Below are 14568 nucleotides of genomic sequence, written 5' to 3'. Positions count from 1 at the left end.
GATTAAAGGCAATCGCAATAAATTACTAGAATTTCAGAAAAAGATTGCTAATTTATATTTTCTTGATCCTGCCTGTGGTTGCGGCAACTTTTTAATTATTACCTATCGGGAGTTACGAGATTTAGAGATTTTGGTATTACAGGAGTTAGATAAATTAGATAAAACGGGGCAGTTAGTAACAGATATTAGTACCATTATTCAGGTAGATGTTAATCAGTTTGCGGGTATTGAATACGATGAGTTTGCGGTGAGGGTGGCTGAGGTGGCAATGTGGTTAATTGATCATCAGATGAATATTAAAGTTAGTAATACTTTTGGTCAATATTTTGTGCGTTTACCATTAAAGAAAGCGGCAAAGATTGTTAATGGAAATGCCTTGCGGATTGATTGGGAAGAACTTATATCAAAAGAGAAGCTCAATTTTATTTTAGGAAATCCTCCTTTTGTGGGGAAACAGTTACAAAATGCTGACCAAAAGGCTGACATGAATCATGTTTTAGGGGACATTAAAGGAGCAGGTGTTTTAGATTATGTGACGGCATGGTATATTAAAGCGTCTGAATTTATTCAAAATAGTTTAATTCGTTGCGCTTTAGTTAGTACAAATTCTATTTCTCAGGGTGAACAAGTTGGTGTTCTTTGGCAAGAGCTTTATCAAAAATATAAAATAAAAATTCATTTTGCTCATCGAACTTTTAGCTGGAGCAATGAAGCAAAAGGAAACGCCGCAGTTCATTGTGTTATTATTGGTTTTGGGCTAGAAGATATTGACAATAAACGTATTTTTGATTATGCTGATATTAAAGGTGAACCAACAGAAAGAAAAGTTAAAAATATTAATCCTTATTTAGTTGAGGGTAATGACTTAGTAATTTTAACTAGAAGAAAAACCATTTCATCTGTTCCAGAAATAAACTTTGGAAGTATGCCAAATGATGGTGGTCATCTTATTCTTTCACAATCTGAAAAAGAAGAATTAGTTAAGAAGGAACCTGATGCTGATAAATGGATAAGACGCTATACAGGGGCGCAAGAATTTATTAATGGTTATTCTCGTTATTGTCTTTGGCTTGTTAATATTCAACCTCAAGAATTAAAGAAGTCAAAAGAAATTTATAGAAGAGTTGAAGAAGTTAGAAAAGTGCGAAGTGAAAGCAATCGAAAAACCACTCAAGAATTATCTAAATTTCCAACTCTTTTTGGAGAAAATAGACAACCTGATACTAATTATTTACTTATTCCATGTGTTTCATCAGAGAATAGAAAATATATTCCAACTGGATTTTTATCTCCTGATATAATTACAAGTAATTCATGTTTAATTATTCCTTATGCAACTCTTTATTATTTTGGTATCTTAACTTCAGAAATGCACATGGCATGGGTTAAATATGTGTGTGGAAGATTAAAAAGCGATTATCGTTATTCAAACACCATCGTTTATAATAACTACCCCTTTCCAGAAAATATCACCGACAAACAAAAACAAACCGTCGAAACTTGCGCTCAAGCTGTGCTAGATACTAGGGTAAAATATCCTGATAGTAGCCTTGCGGATTTATACGATCCTTTAACTATGCCTCCCGACTTGCTCAAAGCTCACCAAAAACTCGACAAAGCCGTTGATTTGTGTTATCGTCCCCAACCCTTTACCAGTGAATTAAACCGTATTGAATACCTCTTTGAACTCTATGAAAAATTAACCGCTCCCCTACTCCCTACCAGCAAACAAAAACCCCCGCAAAGAAAAAATCCTCAATAACGAAGGCAAAAGGCAAAAGGCAACAGGCAAAAGGCAAAAGGCAAAAGGCAAAAAGCAGCTTTGTTCTCCCCATCACCCCACACCCAACTTCCTCATCACCCCATCACCCCACTTCCCCACACCCCACACCCCACACCCCACACCCCACACCTATCCCTAAGCGCCGCAATTCCGGAGATTATATAAAAAAACACCCAGAACAATCGAGGTGATGGACAATACTAAAGGTTGTGTAGGTCATCAGAAAAGCCCTGTCAGGGTAAAATACTATGAAACTAGCGTCACGAGTCAATCAAGTCACCCCCTCCCTTACCCTAGCTATCGACTCTCTGGCCAAGGAAATGAAGAAAAACGGCGAAGATGTCTGTAGTTTTAGCGCCGGGGAGCCAGATTTCGACACACCCACTCACATCAAAGCTGCCGCGAAAAAGGCCCTCGATGAGGGAAAAACTCGCTACGGACCGGCTGCCGGAGAACCGGGGTTAAGAAAAGCCATCGCTGAGAAATTACTGCGGGATAATCAACTAGCATACAATGCCGATAATGTCATCGTTACCAATGGGGGTAAACAGTCTCTCTACAATCTAATCATGGCGTTAATTGAAGCGGGGGACGAAGTAATTATTCCCGCACCCTACTGGTTGAGTTATCCTGAAATGGTGACGTTAGCGGGAGGAACATCGGTTATCGTCAACACTAGCCTAGAGAATCACTATAAAATCACCCCCGAACAGCTAGAAGCGGCAATTACACCGAAAACTAAATTATTTGTCCTCAATTCTCCCTCTAATCCCACCGGTATTGTCTATACTCCCGAAGAAATCGCAGCTTTAGCAAAAATTGTGGTTGAAAAGGATATTTTAGTGGTTTCTGATGAAATTTACGAGAAAATCCTCTACGATGGCGCAATTCACCGCAGTATCGCTTCTTTTGGTCCAGAAATCTTTCAGCGCAGTATTATTAGTAATGGTTTTGCTAAAGCTTTCTCGATGACGGGGTGGCGCGTCGGTTACATAGCAGGACCGGTGGAAATTGTCAAGGCTATGACTAAGATCCAAGGTCATAGTACCTCCAATGTCTGCACTTTTGCTCAGTACGGTGCGATCGCTGCTTTAGAGAGTCCCCAAGATTGCATCGAGGAAATGGTCAAAGCTTTTAGCGAGCGCCGACAGTATATTTTAGAACGAGTGCGAGCAATTCCAGGACTCAATTGTCCTACTCCCAACGGTGCTTTTTATGTGTTTATCGATATTAGTCAAACTGGTTTAAAATCCCGGGATTTTTGTCAGAAACTCCTCGAAACCCAAAAAGTAGCTGCTATCCCCGGGATTGCTTTTGGTGCTGATGATTGTATTCGTCTTTCCTATGCTACAGACCTAAAGACGATTGAAAAAGGATTTGATCGCATCGATAAGTTTATCAGCACTTTGTAGGATGATTACCATATCTGTTAGGGTGAATTTTGTTCGCCCTTTTTTTCGGTTTTAACAGCCAATTAGCTCTAATACTAAATCCGTTGGCTCTCCCGGGTTTGGTGGGTAAAATGTATTCTAAGATACGGTCTTGCGGACGAGTGCGTGGAACGAACCACAGAGACACAAAGGACACAGAGATCGATCACTACTATATAAGTTAAACTGATCATACAAAGAATAAGACTGAAGTGCGAAATATGGGGTTAAATGAAACGGCCCTACCCCTGAAAGGTTATAAATTTTTGTTAACATATTATCTACCGAAAAACCATAAATGTTAAAATGGCTGGAATTTCCTGATCTGAATCTTTACTATATGAGAGCAGTACAACCCAGCCAAACAGAGCCTGTTATTGTCGCTCAATCTTCCCCTGATCCTTCCCGATCAAATCCACCGCCAGGTAACGGCTTAGTGCCGATAGGAGTAACTGTTGTAGTCACCTTGATAATGGTTTCTTTGTGGTCGCAAAAAGACAAAATTATTGGGGGTTTCAAGGCATGGACTGAACCAGAACCAGACTCAGACACGATTCGATCCCAAGAATTTGCTGTCGATATAGAAGTCTCAAATATTCGTACTCAGGATTATTTACGAGCCAATGTACAAGCGACAATTTATGTCTTTATTGCCGACACCAAAGAAGACAACCAAAAGGCTCAAAAATTTTTGGTAGAAGAAGACAGTATTTCAACCGTAGCCGTAGAGAAAGCTGTTAAAAAACGCGCCGAAACCGCCCTACGAGGAAGTGCCAGTAAACATACATTAGACTATCTGCATACAAATCGCACAGAGGTGGGAAAAGAAGCTACGACTATACTTGGTAACTGCCTAAATCCTCTAGGATTAACTGTTAGAGACCTAGTTATTGGTGAAATTGAAGAAAGTGCCAACTATACTGCTGACAACTATTTCGATGCCAAGGCAGTTGAGGCTCGAACAAAAGTGATTCAACCGGCAATTCTGGCAACTCGCACGGAAGAATTAGGTACAGAAGAAAAAATACGAAAACAGGAATTAGAGAAAGGCAGAGATATAAGGCTAAAGGAATTAGAGATAGGAATTGAACTGGAAAATCAAGAGCTTACACATCAAGAAACATCTTTGAAAAATTTAGAAACACTAGAAAAAGTCGAAAAGGCAAAGATCGACCACGAGCTAAAGATCGAAACCTACCAAAATGAGAAAGAAAAAGAACTACAGGAGGCGATTGAAACCTCTGAATTGGCTTTAAAGAAAAAGCTCGAAATTGCTGAGTTAAACGACAAAAAAGAGCTAGAATCCCTCAAACACGAAACAGAGATTGAAATTCAACTTAAAAAAATCTCACAAGACACAAAATTAATTGAGGAAAATAAAACGTTTCGCTTAAAACAAGCAGAAGTCAATCAAGCAATAGAAACGGGAGAAATTGCTGCAACCATCTCGATTATTAGTAAAGAAAAAGAACGGCTGGAAACAGAAATAGAACGCGCCAAAGCAGAACAAGCTGTTACTACAGCAATTGAAAAAGCCCAAGCCGAACGCCAGAAGCTGCAAGCGGAAATAGCCGCAGAGTCAGTGGAGAACGAAGCAAAAACTATCGAACGTTTGGCAGAAGCAGAAGGTAAGCGTTACCATCTCATACCGGCTACGGATGCCGAGCGCACGGCTAAAATGGTTCGGGAGTTAGCACCTCAATTAATAGAAAATTTACCCCAGGTTGTTGAAATTGCTAAAGCATTAGCTCCCCAAGCGGGGATTTTGGGAGACTCCAATATCTATAATTTTCCCAATGGAAATGGAGAAGAGATTAACAAGTTGATGCTTTCCACCAGTGGTATGTTACTAATCCAATCTTTACTAAATGGTAAGTTAGGAGATTTATTAGGTAAATCGCTCCGCTCTCTGAATAAAGATAGCAACAACGGACAGGATAATTCCGACGGATAAGTAACAGCGAGATTGAGTCATCTAAGCCCATTAATCCCTGCCAATAAAAATAATTTTTCAACAGTAAACAAACTGAGTTTTGGAGTCTAAATTCATGAAAAAAGCCAAACAAAAACCTCCCCTAACATTTCCTCCCATTCCCAAAGCTATTAATTTCCTCCTGACCTTTTTCTTGGGACTTGGTATGGCTCTTGTCTTTGCTTGGTTAATCAGTCTTACAAGTACGTCTCCCTGTCCACCAGATATATCTGAGGGACAGGAAAAGGTAAAGGTAAAATGTATCACCAAAACAATTCATATTACTACTGGGTTGCTAAAAAATTTCTCGTATGACGTAAGTCCTCTCTATCTAAGCCTGATACTAGCTGGGGCACTTGGTGGATTACTTTACTCTATATTGCTTGACGGCGAGTTAGAATTGCCGTCTTGGAGTAAGAAAAATCCCAATAATCTCAACCCTGGCTTTTTGGGAGAAATTTTTGTTGGCATAGGTGGGGCATTTATCGCCTATAAGTTCTTACCCCAGGAACTTAGAAACCTTGGCGATCCGGGCTTAGAAATCACGATTTTTGTCACTGGATTGGTGGGCGGCTACGGTGGTAAAGCTATCCTGGATGCGGCATTAGAGAAGGTAATTAACCGTATAAAAACGGCTGACCTAGCCAAAGAGATAGCAGAATCTCAGGCAAAAGAACTCGAAGAAAAAACATACATCCGCAATCTAGTCAACCAGCAGATTCAAGAAGGGCTAAATCAGTCCGAATTATCAGAAATGCAAGAGAAACTTGAAGCCGCTAGTGATGATGTTAAAGAACGTGCTTTTAATCTTGCCCATGATGCCCGTAGCTTGGGAAGGAGAACTCTAACATTTAAAGATCGGGTCAATAGAACAATTCCGATTTTTGAGGCTCTGGTAGCCAGTGATAACAATAATCCCTCCTATAATGCAGAGTTAGGTTATGCTTATATCAGTTCACAGCCTCCTGATTTAGACAAAGCCATCTCCTATCTGGATCGCGCCATCGAACTACGAGTACCGGGGTCATCAACGGAGGGAGATAGCTGGAAGTATGAAATGAATCGGGCAATCGCCAGAATTGGCCTTGGCAATTCTCAATCAAGGGATAATATCTTAAAAGATTTGTTTGCTGTTGAGCAGAGGAAAGGACTAGCGCAAGCTATTGACGAGTATGAAAGGGATGGAGTAGATGGGGGAAATAATTCCATAAAAAACTGGCTGATCCAAAATCAAGATTGGGTAAGTCAACAGACTAACGGGAAAGCCTTACTTGATAAAATTCAACTTTCTGCGGCGGCGAAACCTGTCACCTCAACCTTATCAGTAACCCAGAATCGGGAAGATTTGGTCGCTGCTCCCCCCAATACAAAGATTAAAGCAACCATTAAAACCTATCTGAAAAAGCAACCCATTGATTCATCACAACTCGGTGAAAACGAGAAAAAAGAAGTTCCCGTGGGTACAGAGTATAAAATCCTCAAGCATTCACAAGAATCTGATGGACATTGCCTCGTTGAATTAGACTACGGCCAGGGAATTTGGTATATTTGGTCAGATCACTGGTACTTACCTTGGGAAGACAAAATACTATCATCTGTTCCCCAGTCCAGTAAAAATGGTTCAGCGCGGGAAGCCATTGACCAATTATCAAGAATGTCTGCCATCTCCTCAACAAATAGAGGAACCCTCAAAGCCGCAGCCACCCGCTCGATTCAAAGATCAGCTACAGCTACAAAGGTAGAACCCGAAAATTGGGTCATTGCGCCCCCCAATACCATCATCAAGGCAACTACTAAAACCTATCTGAAAAAGCAGCCTATTGATTCATCAGACCTCGGTGAAAACGAGAAAAAAGAAGTTCCTGTGGGCAAAGAATACAAAGTCCTCAAGTATTCAGAAGAAATTGACGGACATTGCCTAGTGGAGTTAGACTACGGTGCTGGCATTTGGTATCTTTGGTCGGATCATTGGCATTTACCTTGGCAAAAATCTAGCAAAGACAATAGCCGATCATCTGTATCCGCGCCAGAATCAAGTCAGCATCAAGGCGTTAATCTTGTAACTCGTCAGCAAGCTGAGTCTGTCTATGGACGTAAAATGAGTGATAAACAATTCAATGACTTAAACTCTTGTTTACAGCGATTTGAAATTAATACAGTGCCACGAATTAGACATTTCCTCAGCCAAACAGCCCATGAATCAGGAGGACTGCGTTGGATGGAAGAAATTGCCAGTGGTAGTGCTTATGAAGGTCGCCGAGATTTGGGAAATACCTCTCCCGGTGATGGTCGTAAATATAAAGGTGCTGGTGTTATTCAATTAACTGGACGGCATAATTATCAGAAATTTGCAGACTTTATCAAGGATCAAAAAGTCATGCAGGGACATAGCTATGTTGCTCAAGTTTATCCTTTTACCAGTGCTGGATTTTGGTGGAAGAATAATAACATGAATGCTCTTTGCGATCGGGGTGCAACTGTTAGAGAGGTAACAAAAAGGGTTAATGGTGGTTATAACGGACTATCGGATCGTCAACGTTATTACGATAAAGCTTGTCAAGTTATCAAACAATTACCTTCTACACCTTTACATACGGAAGAGTTAGCCACAAAGCCTGAAACAGGCAAGGCAGCGACAGAATCTAGCGATCAGGTTAGCAAAGTCGAAGTGGTTAGGGAAATGCCCAAAATTTTGACTCCGAAAGATGTAGATTGGAGTGATATGTCCACCCATTTAACCCCCCATTTCACTCTAGGAGAAAACTTACGAAACGACCCCCGACGCATTCCGCACGACACCACTTTGCAAAATAACATACTCACGATTATGCGAGAGTTGGAGAAGATTCGCACTGACTACGGCAAGCCCATTATCATCACTTCTGGGTATCGCCCTGAGCAAATCAATCGTGCTGTGGGAGGGGTAAGTAACTCGCAGCATATCCGAGGAACTGCGGTCGATATTTGCCCTGCTCATGGAGATGTGTTTGAATTTCAAAAGTGGGTAGATCAACACTGGTATGGTGCCTTGGGTTGGGGGGCGAAAAAGGGCTTCGTTCATATTGATTGTCGCAATGGAAAGGGATGGAAAACGGGAGGCGAAAAAGGTGTCAGATGGAACTATTGATGCCATGTAAAACTTTTAAATACACACTTAGGAGGATTCCTCATAATCACACTCACAACCATCGGCAGGGTACCGATTACTGCCGGACAGACAGCGTGAGAAAGTTGTTTAATAGCAGCGGTGCGAGAAACAGGAAAATTAATCTTTTTGTTTCTAAGAGACTTAAATGTATTCCTTCCTTCAATTCCCGCATAAAAATCGGCAAAAGTCAAGCAACTATGGGTAAAATTTTTGTTAGCTGGACGAATAGGTAACTGGTTCATAATGTTGATTGAATGACCGAGCGTCTTATCTCTTTTCTCAGATATTATTGTACTAGATGCTCAAGGGGACAGACGGACAGGGGGAGAATCTGATTAACTTTCCCCAGGGGCTTTTGTTAAGTTACATTAAGCCCTACAATAAAATTCTGGTGAGTTAGACGAAATTCGCTCGATCGCTCGGTCTTATCCGCTCCTAGCTGAGATAGAGAAAAGATAGCGCATCGAGAAACAGAAAACTTGAGCTACTCAAGCCTTCGTCAATACTGCTCTGTCATCTATCTTGAGTTATAACCTAGTGTCCCAAACCCTACCTAAACCCTCCCTAAAAAGAGAATTTTTGCCATTTACCCTACAGGATATCCGTCTAGCTATCCCGGCCCGTTGCTTCCAATCAAGCGTTTTTCGCTCTTTAGCCTACTTTTTTTTTGATATTGGCATTATTACCCTACTTTACTGGATAACTTACCAGATTAATCAAGCTTGGTTCTTCCCCCTTTTTTGGTTTATGCAGGGAACCATGTTTTGGGCCTTATTTGTCGTCGGTCACGATTGCGGTCACGGTTCCTTTTCCCGTTATCGTTGGTTAAATAACTTAATCGGTCATCTCAGTCATACTCCCATTCTCGTACCTTTCCACGGTTGGCGCATCAGTCATCGCACCCATCACGCTAATACCGGCAATATCGACACCGATGAAAGTTGGTATCCCGTCACGGAAACCCAGTATAACAATATGGCCTGGTACGAAAAATTAGCTCGTTTTCAGCTAATTTTATTTGTTTATCCCCTTTATCTTTTCCGTCGTTCCCCCAATAAACAGGGGTCCCATTTTATGCCAGAAAGCCCCCTCTTTCGCCCCTCGGAACGGTGGCAGGTACTGACTAGCACCGTTTGCTGTACCTTTATGTTAGGTCTATTAATCGGGGTGGGTATCAGCTACGGCTTTTGGTTTCTGTTTAACTACTACATCATGCCCTATATCGTCTTTGTGGTTTGGTTAGACCTGGTGACATTCCTACACCACACCGAAGATGATATTCCCTGGTATCGCGGTCAAGACTGGTACTTTCTCAAAGGGGCACTTTCTACCATCGATCGCGATTATGGCATCTTTAATCCCATCCATCACCAAATTGGTACTCACGTCGCCCATCATATTTTTATCACTATTCCCCACTATCATCTCCAAGAAGCAACCGAGGCTATCCTTCCCGTCTTAGGAGACTATTATCGCGTCTCGAAAGAACCGATTTTCAAATCTCTCTGGCAGTCCTACCGCAATTGTCATTTTGTCAGTGACCAAGGCAGTAAGGTTTTTTACCTCAAAAACTGATCCTATCTTAGCTATGAGGGGGAAACGGCAGCAAAATCTGCCTCCTCCTCTCACACCGAGAATAGTTGCCAAAACTAGCGGTAAAGTCTTTCTCTGTATTTGGTTCACTGGCAAGGAATTAAGCTGATGCAGCGAAATTGAACAACATACAAAGGGAATGACATCGGCAGCATTGGCCAAGAATCAAAGAAATATCTAATTGGAGAAGCAACTAAAAATGTACCAAAGGAAATTAAGTCTCGCTATCCTCTTATTCCTTGGCCTTTAATCGGAGGAATGAGAAATATTTAGAAAAGGTGCTATTATGCTGAATAATACTTAACTTGTGTTAGAATCGGTTGCGCTCTTGTTGTTAATTTAAGGGATAGTTACATGAAAATTGTTACTGTTACTGAAGCCAAAGAACAAATTGATGAATTAGTGAATGATACCAATGATAATCATCAACCGATTTTGTTATCTGGTACGAAAAAGAATGCTATTTTAATTGCTGAGGAAGATTGGAACTCTATTCAAGAAACGCTTTATTTGTATTCTATTCCTGGTATGGTAGATTCAATTATTGAAGGTGGCAACACTTCCATTGAAGATTGTGTGGATGAGGCGGGTATCAGAGCAATTTTAAATGGATAATTGGCAGTTGGTTTTTACCAAACAAGCGAAAAAAGATGCTGAAAAGCTGGCTCGTACTGGGTTGGCAAAACAAGCTAACGAGTTATTAAATATTCTTAAGTCAAATCCCTATCAATCTTATCCTGTTTATGAGAAACTCAGTGGCGATTTAGCGAGCTATTATTCCAGACGCATTAATATTCAGCATCGTTTGGTTTATCAGGTTATTCCAGAAGAGAAGGTTGTCAAAGTTATACGGATGTGGACTCATTATGAATAACTACTCTTATTTATTTTACACTGGTAACATTATAAACTGAAAATAATTGATTTGGATTGTAAAAATAAATTCCCTAAAATAATCCCCTTCAAGGGAGTAAATGAAGGGGCATTTATGGTATTTTTAGAAGCAATTTAGCCTACTTTTGTGGTTTCTTTTTCGGTGGATTGAGAGGACTTCAGTTTGCGTTTGAGAGTTGAAGCTGCGCCGAGAGTACCGAGGGCAAATAGTCCAAGAAGGGAATTGGGTTCGGGAACCGCTTCGGAAACCGGTTTCATCGTCAGTGGCCCAGCGCCGCTGGTGAAATCAAGGAAGGTGGGGAAAGCCGTGGGATCTGCCGCATCTACTAGGGGTGAAATGTCGCGGAGGCTGAAGGCTGTTACGTTAGCTAGGCTGAAGTTAGTAGAGAAGAAATATTCCGTTAACCCATCAGCGGTGAGATCGCTTGCTATGAGAGTGTCACCCACATAGAGATCGATAGTAGTGCCGAATCCAGGTGGGAGGATGAAGCTTAAAAACTCGCCCAAGCCAAGGGAGTAGTCAAATCTTGAGACAAAAGGTGGGTCAAACCAACGGCGGGGCTCGGGATTAGGGAAAAGGAATTCGCCTCCTGCCACAACCGAGGGCAGCAACGGGTTATCTGGGGTGGAACCAGGTGGTGCGACGACAACCGCTTGGGCTACTTGCGGTGACAAGGCGCTCAGAGCAGTCGCCAGTCCAAGTGCCGCGCCTGCAAGCAAAAAATTAGACAGGTTCTTAATGTTCATGATGTTCATGAGAAGCTGAGAGATTTTTAAAATGGGAGCGCCCCCCTCGCAGCTAGATCAAGCAACAGCCCAACCCAACGCCAAAGGGAGATAGCAAGAGCCTACACACTCCCCCCCCTCCCACAAGTGTATCAAAAGCTACAATTTAATAAATCTTTACATTCTTTTCTTAATCCCGATCAAGAAACCGCAGAACCAAGTCGGTTGTGAACAGCCCACCGCTTTTACCATTTTTGGTTAGTATCTGGATGTGGTATTATTCGAGGTGTGTTCGGATTATCTGATACGATCAAGGTCTATGACAACTTACTATGAAATCCTCAGCCAAATAGAGAATCTTCCCCTTACGGATAAGTTGCGACTTTTAGAGGATTTAAAAACTATCATCAAGCCGACCCTAGCGCCAAAAGATGACGATGAGATCATTCCAGCCGAAGAACTTGCTGAAAGCCAAGCAGCATGGCAAGATTATTTATCCGGTCGAGATACTGGAATCACTTCAACAGAATTAAAATACAAATTATTTGGAGATAAACTTGGCTGATTATATTCTACTTAGACAAGCAGAACGCTACTTAGAAAGAATGCCTAAAAATGATCAAATTCGTCTTCTTGAAGCTTTGGATACTTTGATTTCGGATTCTACAAAATTAGATATTAAACCACTTTACGGAAGAGATGAACTAAGATTGCGAGTAGGTAAGTATCGAGTGTTGTTTTTTGAAGATAGAGACAACAATCTATACGTCATTACAACTATTAAACCTCGCGGCGATGTCTATAAATAATACCAGAACTCTTTTCTAGACTGCTGTTTCTCCTTTCGCCATAAGACAGTGATTCACAGAAGAAGGAGTCTCAGGTGTTTTTCCCTGTTTTGCCCCTTTTCAGGTGAACTATCCACTTCCGTGAGGGATTGTGACGCGGTATGTCGGATTTGCTGCTTAATTATTGGGAATTAATCAAATCTTGCGGATGAACGATGGTAATATTGGGAATAGGGATAAAGTCATCAGGATTAAAGGTTAATAAATGGGTAATGTTAGAAGCTTTCATGACAGCAAGAAGCCTAATATCATGGGTGCGTTTTCCTTTAATGTTGTAGATGGTGACTAATTGAAACCAAAGGGGAAAAATATCCGGCGTTTCTGCAATTAATGTAAAGTTATCTAATAAATCATTGACATAATTTGTAGCTTGTGCTGGAGTCCAACCTAAACCATTAACATCAAGGGGGCGGGTTGCAACTACCCAAAATTCAATTAAAACTTGAGGAATAATAACACATTCATTAGCTGTTTCAACGATTTGAGTAATTACATTATTAGCAAGAGAATAAGTTGCTGAAGACGTATCAGCCGCCCGAAGCAAAATGTTAGTATCCAGTAAATATTGAGTCATTAGTCTTCATACATAGTGTCACGGTGTAAAGCTTCATCAGGTAAATTCGCACTTGTTTTAGGAAGTTTAGCGATTACTTTCTGCCATTTTTGAGCTTTTTCCTGGGGAGTGAGACTATAATCTGGGGAAGGGAGGGAAATTCTTGAGGTGAGAGATTCGGTGAAGGATAACACTTCTTGTTGTTTTTCTAAGGGAAGTTTTCTTAGGTTTTTAATGATAACTTGTTCAATGTTCATTTGACTTAGACTAATAGGCAACCATATCGATCATATCTCATGCCGCAATTTCTCTATATTTAATAAATCTTTACATTCCTCTCCCTCATGGCTTACGCTGGTATCTGCACTACTTCCTTGTCAGCATCAGGATTTTCAGTGATTTGGGGATTTTGAGGATGGGTGATGGGTGAAGATGGAAACGCTCTCGACATTGACCTTGTAGATTATCATTGAGGGAAAAAACATGATGACCCTGAAAAATCCCGTACATCCGGGCAGAATTGTCAAAAGTTCGATTGAAGAGCTTGAATTGACCGTTACAGCTGCGGCAAAAATGCTGAACGTGTCACGCTCTAGACTATCTAACCTAATCAATGGCAAGGCGGGGATTTCCCCGGAAATGGCTGTGCGTTTGTCAAAGACAATCGGTAGCACCCCTGCTTTCTGGCTGCGCCTCCAGATGAATTACGATCTTGCTGAGGTTAAAAAACAGGAAGATAGGATTTTCTGAATCCGATTGGGTTACAACACCAAACAACATTGGGTTAGCGCGATCTCGAAGAGAGCCGCCTTCGACGGTGCGCTGCTTCTGTAGCTGATAAACTAGGGATACCAGCTTTCATCAAGGCATCAGCATGACCACCAACGCAGCAAAAACCCAATGGCAGTATTTAGAGAAACGTCCTCATTCCTGGCGACAACAGCTTTATTTTCAAGGTAGGAGGCTGAAAGCTTTTGATGTCTGGTCAGATATGATTGTCAACGATATGACTCCTCAAGAAGCAGCTCTTAATTGGGAGTTACCTTTGGCTGCTATCTATGAGGCAATTGACTACTGCGAGGCTAATCAGCAGCTACTCAAGCAAGAAGCAGAAGAAGAACGCCACCGTCTGGAAGCAAAGGGGATTAGTGTTGAGCCTAAGATTATTGCTTGATGAGGACTCGCAATCCCAACTTCTGGTTAAGTTACTTACGGCTGCTGGTCATGACGTACTGACGATCAATAAAATTGGTTTGACTGGCTGCACAGATGATGTCATACTTGACTATGCCATACAGGAAAATCGGATTCTGCTAACTCATAACTGCGATGACTTTGAAGAGTTGCACCAAGCCAATCCAAGCCATTCGGGTATCTTAGCGGTTTACCGTAACGCTAACCGCTTTAAAAATATGGACTTCAAGGCAATTGTCAATGCGATCGCCAATCTGGAAACGGCTAACGTCCCTCTTGCTAATCAGTTCATTTCCCTGAACCAGTGGAACTATTAATTCTGCTTTGTCGTGATCGCGTCACAAATCTTAAGTTATATATCTCTCACACTAGCGATCGCTTCCTTTCCCCTGTTTTACTGCTTCTCAGGCGAACTATTCTCATTCCG

15 protein-coding genes are annotated in these 14568 nt (G+C 41.4%); 12 read left to right on the top strand and 3 right to left on the bottom strand.

Annotation, left to right across the window (positions count from 1 at the left end):
• From IM473_RS20680 to IM473_RS20650, 7 genes are all read left to right on the top strand, one after another.
• Positions 1 to 1762, top strand: a 1762-nt coding sequence (locus tag IM473_RS20680; protein ID WP_287660613.1) for a class I SAM-dependent DNA methyltransferase, incomplete at its 5' end; no start/stop codon positions are given.
• Positions 1763 to 2031: 269 nt separating this feature from the next.
• Entirely contained in the window at positions 2032 to 3195 is a 1164-nt protein-coding gene (locus tag IM473_RS20675) for a pyridoxal phosphate-dependent aminotransferase (RefSeq protein WP_287660614.1), read from the top strand.
• 316 nt (positions 3196 to 3511) lie between these two features.
• Complete coding sequence (locus IM473_RS20670; RefSeq protein WP_287660615.1) at positions 3512 to 5167, top strand: SPFH domain-containing protein; 1656 nt, start codon at positions 3512 to 3514, stop codon at positions 5165 to 5167.
• 94 nt (positions 5168 to 5261) lie between these two features.
• Complete coding sequence (locus IM473_RS20665) at positions 5262 to 8312, top strand: D-Ala-D-Ala carboxypeptidase family metallohydrolase (protein ID WP_287660616.1); 3051 nt, start codon at positions 5262 to 5264, stop codon at positions 8310 to 8312.
• Positions 8313 to 8870: 558 nt separating this feature from the next.
• Entirely contained in the window at positions 8871 to 9908 is a 1038-nt protein-coding gene (locus IM473_RS20660) for a fatty acid desaturase (RefSeq protein ID WP_287660618.1), read from the top strand.
• A 372-nt stretch (positions 9909 to 10280) separates the two neighbouring features.
• Complete coding sequence (locus IM473_RS20655; RefSeq protein WP_002736246.1) at positions 10281 to 10541, top strand: type II toxin-antitoxin system Phd/YefM family antitoxin; 261 nt, start codon at positions 10281 to 10283, stop codon at positions 10539 to 10541.
• Positions 10534 to 10800 (top strand): Txe/YoeB family addiction module toxin, encoded by a 267-nt coding sequence (locus IM473_RS20650; RefSeq protein ID WP_002756029.1) that lies wholly within the window; start codon positions 10534 to 10536, stop codon positions 10798 to 10800. The genes IM473_RS20655 and IM473_RS20650 overlap by 8 nt, the downstream gene beginning before the upstream one ends.
• Before the next feature lie 134 nt (positions 10801 to 10934).
• On the opposite strand, the gene IM473_RS20645 is transcribed toward IM473_RS20650, so the two are convergent.
• Positions 10935 to 11576 (bottom strand): PEP-CTERM sorting domain-containing protein, encoded by a 642-nt coding sequence (locus IM473_RS20645; RefSeq protein ID WP_287660619.1) that lies wholly within the window; start codon positions 11574 to 11576, stop codon positions 10935 to 10937.
• A 289-nt stretch (positions 11577 to 11865) separates the two neighbouring features.
• Here IM473_RS20645 and IM473_RS20640 point away from each other — a divergent pair, with 289 nt between their 5' ends.
• Both IM473_RS20640 and IM473_RS20635 read left to right on the top strand, forming a co-directional pair.
• Positions 11866 to 12111, top strand: a complete 246-nt coding sequence (locus IM473_RS20640) for a hypothetical protein (RefSeq protein ID WP_287660620.1) — start codon at positions 11866 to 11868, stop codon at positions 12109 to 12111.
• 40 nt (positions 12112 to 12151) lie between these two features.
• Positions 12152 to 12355: a type II toxin-antitoxin system RelE family toxin gene (locus tag IM473_RS20635; protein ID WP_012266334.1), complete on the top strand. Its 204-nt coding sequence runs from the start codon at positions 12152 to 12154 to the stop codon at positions 12353 to 12355.
• A 160-nt stretch (positions 12356 to 12515) separates the two neighbouring features.
• Here IM473_RS20635 and IM473_RS20630 read toward each other — a convergent pair whose 3' ends face one another.
• Positions 12516 to 12968, bottom strand: a complete 453-nt coding sequence (locus IM473_RS20630) for a type II toxin-antitoxin system VapC family toxin (protein ID WP_271975525.1) — start codon at positions 12966 to 12968, stop codon at positions 12516 to 12518.
• Positions 12968 to 13204 (bottom strand): hypothetical protein, encoded by a 237-nt coding sequence (locus IM473_RS20625; RefSeq protein WP_008202209.1) that lies wholly within the window; start codon positions 13202 to 13204, stop codon positions 12968 to 12970. Before IM473_RS20625 ends, IM473_RS20630 begins: the two co-directional genes overlap by 1 nt.
• 226 nt (positions 13205 to 13430) lie before the next feature.
• Between IM473_RS20625 and IM473_RS20620 the strand changes: the two genes are divergently transcribed.
• The 3 genes from IM473_RS20620 (at position 13431) to IM473_RS20610 (ending at position 14458) form a co-directional block, all read left to right on the top strand.
• On the top strand, positions 13431 to 13697 hold the full coding sequence (locus IM473_RS20620; protein WP_249268040.1) for a HigA family addiction module antitoxin: 267 nt from the start codon (positions 13431 to 13433) through the stop codon (positions 13695 to 13697).
• 124 nt (positions 13698 to 13821) lie between these two features.
• A complete protein-coding gene (locus tag IM473_RS20615; RefSeq protein ID WP_287660621.1) occupies positions 13822 to 14121 on the top strand; it encodes a hypothetical protein in 300 nt (99 codons plus the stop codon).
• Complete coding sequence (locus IM473_RS20610) at positions 14096 to 14458, top strand: DUF5615 family PIN-like protein (protein ID WP_353738171.1); 363 nt, start codon at positions 14096 to 14098, stop codon at positions 14456 to 14458. Before IM473_RS20615 ends, IM473_RS20610 begins: the two co-directional genes overlap by 26 nt.
• Positions 14459 to 14568 lie beyond the last annotated feature (110 nt).

The sequence above is a fragment of the Microcystis sp. M015S2 genome, assembly GCF_020245945.1.
GTDB lineage: Bacteria > Cyanobacteriota > Cyanobacteriia > Cyanobacteriales > Microcystaceae > Microcystis.
The sequence above is the reverse complement of the archived record's forward strand: the minus strand, read 5'-3'. Positions and strand labels throughout refer to the sequence as shown.

What these genes read in the sequence shown, in the direction of transcription:
- IM473_RS20675 (WP_287660614.1), top strand. Translation starts at nt 2,032, where the DNA reads ATGAAACTAGCGTCACGAGTCAATCAAGTCACCCCCTCCCTTACCCTA.
- IM473_RS20670 (WP_287660615.1), top strand. Translation starts at nt 3,512, where the DNA reads ATGTTAAAATGGCTGGAATTTCCTGATCTGAATCTTTACTATATGAGA.
- IM473_RS20665 (WP_287660616.1), top strand. Translation starts at nt 5,262, where the DNA reads ATGAAAAAAGCCAAACAAAAACCTCCCCTAACATTTCCTCCCATTCCC.
- IM473_RS20655 (WP_002736246.1), top strand. Translation starts at nt 10,281, where the DNA reads ATGAAAATTGTTACTGTTACTGAAGCCAAAGAACAAATTGATGAATTA.
- IM473_RS20650 (WP_002756029.1), top strand. Translation starts at nt 10,534, where the DNA reads ATGGATAATTGGCAGTTGGTTTTTACCAAACAAGCGAAAAAAGATGCT.
- IM473_RS20645 (WP_287660619.1), bottom strand. Translation starts at nt 11,576, where the DNA reads ATGAACATCATGAACATTAAGAACCTGTCTAATTTTTTGCTTGCAGGC.
- IM473_RS20640 (WP_287660620.1), top strand. Translation starts at nt 11,866, where the DNA reads ATGACAACTTACTATGAAATCCTCAGCCAAATAGAGAATCTTCCCCTT.
- IM473_RS20635 (WP_012266334.1), top strand. Translation starts at nt 12,152, where the DNA reads ATGCCTAAAAATGATCAAATTCGTCTTCTTGAAGCTTTGGATACTTTG.
- IM473_RS20630 (WP_271975525.1), bottom strand. Translation starts at nt 12,968, where the DNA reads ATGACTCAATATTTACTGGATACTAACATTTTGCTTCGGGCGGCTGAT.
- IM473_RS20625 (WP_008202209.1), bottom strand. Translation starts at nt 13,204, where the DNA reads ATGAACATTGAACAAGTTATCATTAAAAACCTAAGAAAACTTCCCTTA.
- IM473_RS20620 (WP_249268040.1), top strand. Translation starts at nt 13,431, where the DNA reads ATGATGACCCTGAAAAATCCCGTACATCCGGGCAGAATTGTCAAAAGT.
- IM473_RS20615 (WP_287660621.1), top strand. Translation starts at nt 13,822, where the DNA reads ATGACCACCAACGCAGCAAAAACCCAATGGCAGTATTTAGAGAAACGT.